Source organism: Streptomyces sp. NPDC088554 (assembly GCF_044752945.1).
Classification (GTDB): Bacteria; Actinomycetota; Actinomycetes; order Streptomycetales; family Streptomycetaceae; genus Streptomyces.
Genome location: NZ_JBIVMF010000037.1, coordinates 42,171 through 50,900, shown reverse-complemented (window position 1 = coordinate 50,900; position 8,730 = coordinate 42,171). Strand labels below are relative to the sequence as shown.

The window sequence follows — 8,730 nt, the reverse complement described above, 5'->3', positions numbered from 1 at the left end:
GCGACTCCTCCAACAAACGAGCCCCCATCCCCACCCACTGCGACCCCTGCCCCGGAAAAACGAACACCGTCTTCCCCCCGACATCCGCCACACCCTCGGCAAGACCGCTCCAGGGGCCTCCAGCTCCCAAAGTGCTTGTTCCTGCGAGGAGTTCGTCGCGGTCCCTGCCGATGACGACGGCCCGGTGCTCGAAGAGGGAGCGGGTCGATACCAGAGAGTGGGCCACATCGACCGCGCGCTTCTCCGGGGAGGTTTCCAGCGCCGTGACCAGCGCCCGCGCCTGGCCCCGTACGGCTTCCCGACCGTGGCCGGACAGGACCCACGGAATGCCGTTCGCCGCGACCGTGTTCCCGGTGCCCGGGTCCGGCTGTTCCGTGTCCGACGGCGTCTCGGGGGTCGGCGCCTGCTCCAGCAGTGCGTGTGCGTTGGTACCGCTGATACCGAACGACGACACCGCGCATCGGCGCGGCCTGCCCGTCTCCGGCCACTCCACGGCCTCCGACAGCAGCCGGACCGCGCCCGCGTCCCAGTCGACGTGCGAGGACGGGGTCCCGGCATGCAGTGTCCTGGGCAGTACGCCGTGGCGCATGGCCTGCACCATCTTGATGACACCCGCGACACCGGCCGCCGCCTGCGTGTGCCCGATGTTCGACTTCAGAGAACCCAGCCACAACGGCCGCCCCGGCTCCCGGTCCTGCCCATACGTCGCCAGCAACGCCTGCGCCTCGATCGGATCACCCAACCTCGTACCCGTACCATGCGCCTCCACCACGTCCACATCCGACGCGGACAACCCCGCATTGGCAAGCGCCTGACGAACAACACGTTCCTGGGAAGGGCCGTTGGGCGCGGTCAGGCCATTGGACGCACCGTCCTGGTTGACGGCGGAAGCGCGCAGCACGGCGAGGACCTGGTGACCGTTGCGCCGGGCGTCGGAGAGCCGCTCCGCGACGAGCACACCGACGCCCTCGCCCCAGCCCGTACCGTCGGCTTCGTCGGAGAACGCCTTGCAGCGACCGTCGGCGGCCAGCCCGCCCTGTTTGCTGAACTCCACGAAGACCGAGGGCTCGGTCAGTACGGTGACCCCGCCGATGAGCGCGAGCGAGGACTCGCCGTTACGCAGGGACTGTGCCGCCACATGCAGGGCGACCAGCGAGGAGGAGCAGGCGGTGTCGACGGTGAGGGCGGGGCCTTCGAGCCCGAGGGTGTAGGCGAGGCGTCCCGACAGCACGCTGGCCGCCGTACCGGTCAGCGCGTGGCCCTGGAGCTCTCCCGCGCTCTCCGCCGACGGCTGTCCCCAGTGGTAGGCGCCGACGAACACACCGACATCGGTGCCCCTCAGTGTGCCGGGGGCGATCCCGGAGCGTTCGAGCGCCTCCCACGACACTTCCAGCAACAGCCGCTGCTGGGGATCCATGGCGAGGGCCTCGCGCGGCGAGATCCCGAAGAATCCGGCGTCGAACTCCGCCGCCTCGTAGAGGAATCCGCCCTCGTGAGTAGTGCTGCTCCCTTCGCCGTTCCCGGTGAGCCGGTCCAGGTTCCAGCCCCGGTCCGTGGGGAATCCGGCGATGGCGTCGCCGCCGGAGGCGACCAGGTCCCAGAGTTCCTCGGGGGACCGGACGCCTCCGGGGAGGCGGCAGCCCATTCCGACGATGGCGATGGGTTCGTTGCTCTTGAGTTCGAGTTCGCCGATGCGCTGGCGCGCGCGGCGGAGATCGGAGGTGACTCGCCTCAAGTAGTCGACGACTTTTTCCTGCTGCTCTTCTGGCACCGGCCTGTCCTTATTATCATCGTGTCGCGAACGAAAACAGCAATTCTCTACATGGTTTCGAACTCTTCATCGATGATGTCGAGCAATCTGTCGACCGAAACCGTCTCGATGTCCTCGTCGGAGCATTCCATGGCGTTCCGCTTGGACGGTCTGAGTTCGGAAATGATGCGTTCCATTCGATCGACGATCGTCTGCCGTTCGGAACCGTCCGCCGACATCGCGCGCAAAGCCGTCTCGAACTTCGTGAGTTCGTCGTCCGCCGACCCGGTCGCGGTGCGGGCCCGTCCGCCGAGAACCTTCGCGAGATGCCCGGCGACCAGAGCCGGCGTCGGGAAGCTGAAGACGAGGGTGCTGGGGAACCGGCGCCCGGCGAGAGCACCCAGCCGGTCCCGGAGTTCGACCCCGGCCAGCGAGTCGAACCCCAGCTCCTTGAAGACCTCGTGCGCCCCGACCGCCTCCGGGCCGTCGTGTCCCAGGACGGCCGCGGTCTCGGACCGTACGAGATCCAGCAGATACCCGCACTGTTCGGCCTCGGGCAGCTCCGCCAGCCGGGCGGCGAGCGCGGGCCGCGCCCCGCCGCCCCGCGCCACCGGCCGCGAAACAGAAGATGACCCCGCGGAAGAGGACCGCACGGAGGACGACAGCGCGGAAGAAGGCAGCGAAGAGATACGGGAGCCCCCCGGCGAGGACCCGGTCGCCGAGTCGCCCGCGTCCAGCGGCCGTACGCGCAGCGCCTCGGCCGAGAAGACCGGCGCTCCGGAGCCATCGGCGGCCAGCAGCGCCATGGTCCCGTCGCTGTCGGGGGACATCCTGACCCGCAGCGCGGTCGCCCCCGAGGCGTGCAGGGACACCCCGCGCCAGGTGGCCGGGAGACCACCCGCGCCGTCCGTCATGGCCGGGTGGCGGGCCGCGTCGAGCAGGGCGGGGTGAATGCCGTACGGCTGCGCTTCGGCGCCCAGAGCGCCCACATCGTCCAGAGCAACCTCGCCGAAGAGGTCGTCGTCGCGTCGCCACAGCGCCCGCAGCCCCCGGAAGGCCGGGCCGTAGTCGAAGCCCCGGTCGGCCAGCCGCTCGTAGTGGTCGTCGATGTCCACCGGTTCCGCGCCCGGCGGCGGCCACGCTTCCGTACCGAGGCCCGTACCGGAGGAGGTCTCCGTGGCCGGGGCCAGGACGCCGGTCGCGTGCCGGGTCCAGGGCTCCTCGGGCGCGCTCCCCTCGGGCCGGGAGTGGATGGTGAGGGTGCGGCGGCCGATGCCGTCGGCCACGCCGACGCGTACGAGCAGCCGTACGGCGCCGTGTCCCGTCAGGACGAGCGGCTCGGTCAGGTCGAGGGTTTCGACCCGGTCGCAGCCGGTGCCGTCGCCCGCGTGGACCGCCAGTTCCACGAGGGCCGAGGCGGGCAGCACGGTGCGGCCCGCGATCGTGTGCTGGAGCGTCCAGGGGTGTGTGTGCGGGGAGATCCTGCCGGTGAACACCGTGCCCTCGTCGTCGGCGAGTTCCAGCCCGGCGCCCAGCAGCGGGTGTCCGGGGGTGTCGGTGTTCTCCGGCGGCGGTGCGGGCCAGAAGCGTTCGTGCTGGAAGGCGTAGGTGGGCAGGTCGACGCGGTGGGCGCCCGTACCGGCGAAGTAGGCGTGCCAGTCGACGGAGACCCCGGCGGTGTGCAGCCGTCCCAGCGCGGTGGCGAAGGCGCCCTCCTCGCCGCGCCCCTTGCGCAGGGCGGGTACGGCGGTCGGCCGCCGGGCGGGCGCGCTGCCACCCGGGGCAGGGCTGTCGTACCGCTCGAAGCTGTCCTCGGCCATCGCGCACAGGACGCTGCCGGGGCCCAGCTCCAGCAGGATGTCCACGCGCGCGTCCTGGAGCGCCGCGATGCCGTCGGCGAAGCGCACGGCCTCCCGGGCGTGCCGTACCCAGTGGTCGGGTGTGGTCAGTGAGCCGGTCGTCGACCGGCCCGCGAGGTGGGAGATCACGGGCAGGGTGGGCGGGTGGAAGGCCAGGGACTCCGCGACGGTCCGGAAGTCGTCGAGCATCGGGTCCATCAGAGGGGAGTGGAAGGCGTGCGAGACGGGCAGCCGCTTCGTGGCGCGTCCCCGGCCGGCGAAGTGCGCGGCGATCTCCTCGACGGCGCGCTCCTCGCCCGCGACGACCACCGCCGCGGGGCCGTTGACGGCGGCGACCGACACCGTGTCCTCCCGCCCGGCGAGCAGCGGCGCGACCTCGTCCTCCGTCGCCTGTACGGCCACCATCGCGCCGCCCGCGGGCAGCGCCTGCATCAGCTTCGCGCGGGCCGCGACCAGGGTGCACGCGTCGGCCAGCGACAGCACCCCCGCCACATGCGCCGCGGTGATCTCGCCGATGGAGTGGCCGCCGACGACGGCCGGGCGGATGCCGAGCGATGCGGCCAGCCGGAAGAGCGCGGTCCCGACCGCGAACAGGGCGGGCTGGGTACGGTCGGTGCGGTTCAGCGGCTCCGGGTCGTCGCCCCACATGATCTCGCGCAGGGGGCGGTCGAGGAGCGGATCGAGTACGGCGAGTACGGCGTCCAGCGCCTCGGCGAACACCGGGAAGCGCTCGTACAGTTCGCGTCCCATGCCGAGCCGCTGGCTGCCCTGGCCGGGGAAGAGTACGGCGACGGCGGGGTCGCCCGCGCGGCCTCTGGCGGCCTCGGTGACGCTCCGCCCGTCCGCGAGGAGGACCGCCCGGTGGCGCAGCGCCGCCCGGCCGGTGGCGAGCGAGAAGCCGATGTCCACCGGGGCGGCGTCGGGACGGGCGGCCACGAAGGAGGCGAGCCGGTCGAGTTGGGCGTCGAGCGCGACTTCGGTGGCGGCCGATACGGGCCAGGGGACGGCCGTGGGGGTCGGCGCCGGTGCCATGGCGGGGGGCGCGGGGGCTTCGGGTGCCTGTTCGATGATCATGTGCGCGTTGGTGCCGCTGATGCCGAAGGAGGACACTCCGGCACGGCGCGGGCGCCCGTTCTCCGGCCAGGCGAGGGTGTCGGTCAGCGGTTCGACGGTGCCGGCCGACCAGTCCACGTGCGAGGTGCGCCGGGTCAGGTGCAGGATGCGGGGCATCGTCGCGTGCCGCAGGGCCAGCACGGTCTTGATGACGCCCGCGACCCCGGCCGCCGCCTGGGCGTGTCCGATGCTGGACTTCACCGAGCCGATCCGCAGCGGCCGCCCGGGGTCGCGGCCCTGGCCGTACGTGGCGAGCAGGGCCCGTGCCTCGATCGGGTCGCCCAGTTTCGTACCCGTACCGTGTGCTTCGACGAGGTCGATGTCGGCGGCGGAGAGTCCCGCGTCGGCCAGGGCTTGGCGGATCACCTGTTCCTGTGCGTGGCCGCTGGGTGAGGTGAGTCCGTCGGAGGCGCCGTCCTGGTTGACGGCGCTGCCGCGCAGCACGGCCAGGACGGTGCGCCCGGCGTCCCGGGCGGTGGAGAGGCGTTCCAGGACGAGGATGCCGGCACCCTCGGCCCAGGCGGTGCCGTCCGCGTCGGCGGAGAAGGGTTTGCAGCGCCCGTCGGGGGCGAGGCCGCCCTGCCGGGAGTAGCCGACGAAGCCGATGGGGGTGGACATCACCGTGACTCCGCCGGCCAGGGCCATCCCGCACTCCCCGGCGCGCAGCGAGCGCGCGGCCCAGTGCAGGGCGACGAGGGAGGAGGAGGACGCGGTGTCGACGGTGACGGCGGGGCCTTCGAGGCCGAGGGTGTAGGCGACCCGGCCCGAGGCGACGCTCGGCGAGAGGCCGGTCATGGCGTGGCCCGCGAGGTCCTCGGCGGAGCGCCGGGTGACGTCGGCGTAGTCCTGGCCGTTGGTGCCGACGAACACGCCGGTACGGGTGGAGCGCAGCGCGTGCGGGTCGAGGCCGGCGCGTTCCAGCGCCTCCCAGGAGGTTTCCAGGACGAGGCGCTGCTGGGGGTCGGTGGAGCGGGCCTCGCGGGGGGACATGCCGAAGAACGCGGCGTCGAAGCCGGCGGCTCCGTGCAGGAATCCGCCGTGCCGGGTGACGCTGGAGCCGGGGCCGTCCCCGGCGAGTGCGGCGAGGTCCCAGTCACGGTCCACCGGGAAGCCGCTGATCGCGTCGCGGCCGGACAGGACCAGTTCCCAGAGATCCTCGGGGGACCGGACTCCGCCCGGATAGCGGCAGGCCATCCCGACGACCACGATCGGGTCTTCGTCGGCTCCGCTCGTCATGACGTGCACACCCCTCGGGAATTACTCGGGACCACCGGATCAGGCCGTGGACCGGTATACGGATCCGGCCCTGGGTCAAGCCTCGGACAACTTTTCATCAGCTCTCCGTGCCGGATCGTACGGGCGTCAACGCTGTACTTTTCCCTAGGGAATTCGGCGGGACCGCCCCGGCCTGTGGGATTCCCGGCGGAAGTTCACCGAAGACTAGGGATTCTCCGGAACGTGGCGTGAGATCAAGTTACGTGTTCCGCTTCATCGCACGGCGCACCGAGCCATCGGGCCGCCGCTTCCGGAGGGTGTAGTTCATGAGCTCGAATCGGCGGCCGATCCTGTTCGTCAGTTATGCCGAGAGCGGTCTTCTCAATCCGCTGCTCGTGCTGGCGGAGGAGTTGTCCCGGCGCGGTGTGGAGGACGTGTGGTTCGCGGCCGACGAGAAGGCGCGTCCGGCCGTCGAGGCGGCCTCGGTGGGAACGCCCGTCTCGTTCGCGTCGCTCGGTGATGTCGTCTCCACGATGTCGGCCGTCACCTGGGACGACGCGACCTATCGGGAGGTCACGCAGCGTTCGCGGTTCCGGGCACACCGCGCGGTGGTCAGGAAGTCGTTCGTGCCGCGGGCGCGGGTGGACAAGTACCGGCGGCTGGAGGCGGTCGTCGACGAGGTCGGGCCGGCGCTGATGGTGGTCGAGAGCATGTGCCAGTTCGGCTACGAGCTGGCGATCACGCGGAAGATCCCGTACGTGCTGGGGGTGCCGTTCGTACCGAGCAATGTGCTCACCTCGCATGTGCCGTTCGCCAGGTCGTACACCCCTAAGGGGTTTCCGGTGCCGCACTCCGGGCTGCCGGGGGCGATGAACTTCACGCAGCGGGTGGCCAATCAGGTGTTCCGGCTGCGGACGCTGGGGCTGTTCATGACCTCGTCGATGCGGAAGGTGGCGCAGGAGGACAACCAGGTCCGTGCGGAGCTGGGGATCTCTTCGGAGGCACGTCAGATGATGGCCAGGATCGACCATGCCGAACAGGTGTTGTGTTATTCGGTGCCCGAGCTGGATTATCCGTTCACCGTGCCGGAGAAGATGCGGCTGGTCGGGGCGATGGTGCCGCCGCTGCCGCAGGCGCCGGACGACGACGGTCTCTCGCGGTGGCTGGACTCCCACGAGTCGGTGGTCTACATGGGATTCGGCACGGTCACCCGGCTGACGCGGGAGCAGGTCGGGAAGCTGCTGGAGGTGGTGGGGCGGCTCTCGGACCGGCACACGGTGCTCTGGAAACTCCCCAAGGATCAGCAGGAGTTGCTGCCGCCGAAGGAGGCGCTTCCGGGGAATCTGCGGATCGAGAGCTGGGTTCCCTCGCAGCTCGATGTGCTGGCGCATCCGCATGTGCGGGTCTTCTTCACCCACGCGGGCGGCAATGGTTTCCACGAGGGGCTGTACTTCGGCAAGCCCCTGGTGGTGCGGCCGTTGTGGGTGGACTGTGACGATCAGGCCGTCCGGGGGCGGGATTTCGGGGTGAGCCTGACGGTGGGGCGTTCGGAGACGATCGATCCGGACGATGTGTTCGACAAGTTGACCCGGGTGCTCGACGACGGCGCGTTCCGTGAACGCGCCGAGTACTTCGGTGCGTTGCTGCGGGCCGCCGGTGGTCGTGACGCCGCGGCTGATGTTCTCCTCGGCCTTCCGGCCCTGAACTGATCGAGGCATTCCATGTCATTCACTCATCCTGTCGCCATGCCCTGGCTCGCCGGGCGGGAGCTGGAATATGTGACGGAGGCGGTAAGCGACGGCTGGATCTCGTCACAGGGGCCGTATGTCCGGCGGTTCGAGGGCGCGTTCGCCGAGTATCACGGGGTCGCGCACGGGGTCGCCTGTTCCTCCGGTACGACGGCGCTCACCCTGGCGCTGCGGGCGCTCGGGATCGGTCCGGGGGACGAGGTGATCGTCCCCGAGTTCACGATGATCGCGAGCGCGTGGGCGGTGACGTACACGGGTGCGACGCCGGTGTTCGTGGACTGCGGGGACGATCTCAATATCGATGTGTCGCTGATCGAGGCGCGCATCACCCCCCGGACCAGGGCGATCATGCCGGTGCATATCTACGGGCGGCGCTGCGACATGGGTCCGATCATGGATCTCGCCCATGAGTACAACCTGCGGGTGGTGGAGGATTCCGCCGAGGCGCACGGGGTGGAGCCGGTCGGGGACATCGCCTGTTTCTCGCTGTTCACCAACAAGATCATCACGGCTGGTGAGGGCGGCATCTGCCTGACGGACGACCGTCGGCTCGCGGAGCAGATGGCGCATCTGCGGGGGATGGCGTTCACCAAGGACCACAGTTTCCTGCACAAGAAACTGGCCTACAACTTCCGGATGACGAGCATGCAGGCGGCCGTCGCGCTCGCGCAGACCGAGCGGTTCGCGACGATCCTGGAGCGGCGCCGGGAGATCGAGCGGCGTTACGACGAGGGGCTGCGCGGTATCGAGGGGATCACCCTGATGCCGCCGCGCGATGTGCTGTGGATGTACGACCTGCGCGTCGAACGCCGGGAGGAGTTGCGGGACTTCCTCGCCACGCAGTCGATCGAGACCCGGGTCTTCTTCAAGCCGATGAGCCGGCAGCCGGGGTACTACGACGCGAACTGGCCGGCGCTGAAGGCCAGCCGGTTCAGCGAGGACGGCCTCTATCTGCCGACACACACCGGGCTGTCGGCGGAGGACCAGGAGTTCATCACGGGAAGGATCCGCAAGTTCTACAGCGTGCGGTGAGTGTGCCGCCGGG

General features: G+C 70.5%; 4 protein-coding genes. 2 read left to right on the top strand and 2 right to left on the bottom strand.

From position 1 onward, the window contains the following. Both ACIP8W_RS29225 and ACIP8W_RS29220 read right to left on the bottom strand, forming a co-directional pair. The coding region (locus ACIP8W_RS29225; RefSeq protein ID WP_402154084.1) for a type I polyketide synthase at window positions 1-1,771 on the bottom strand (1,771 nt) is incomplete at its 3' end. Window positions 1,772-1,818: 47 nt separating this feature from the next. Further along, window positions 1,819-5,967: a type I polyketide synthase gene (locus ACIP8W_RS29220; protein ID WP_402205363.1), complete on the bottom strand. Its 4,149-nt coding sequence runs from the start codon at window positions 5,965-5,967 to the stop codon at window positions 1,819-1,821. Between the two features lie 296 nt (window positions 5,968-6,263). Here ACIP8W_RS29220 and ACIP8W_RS29215 point away from each other — a divergent pair, with 296 nt between their 5' ends. Both ACIP8W_RS29215 and ACIP8W_RS29210 read left to right on the top strand, forming a co-directional pair. After that, on the top strand, window positions 6,264-7,646 hold the full coding sequence (locus tag ACIP8W_RS29215; protein ID WP_401958402.1) for a glycosyltransferase: 1,383 nt from the start codon (window positions 6,264-6,266) through the stop codon (window positions 7,644-7,646). Window positions 7,647-7,658: 12 nt separating this feature from the next. Next, entirely contained in the window at window positions 7,659-8,717 is a 1,059-nt protein-coding gene (locus ACIP8W_RS29210; RefSeq protein ID WP_401958403.1) for a DegT/DnrJ/EryC1/StrS family aminotransferase, read from the top strand. Window positions 8,718-8,730: the final 13 nt, after the last annotated feature.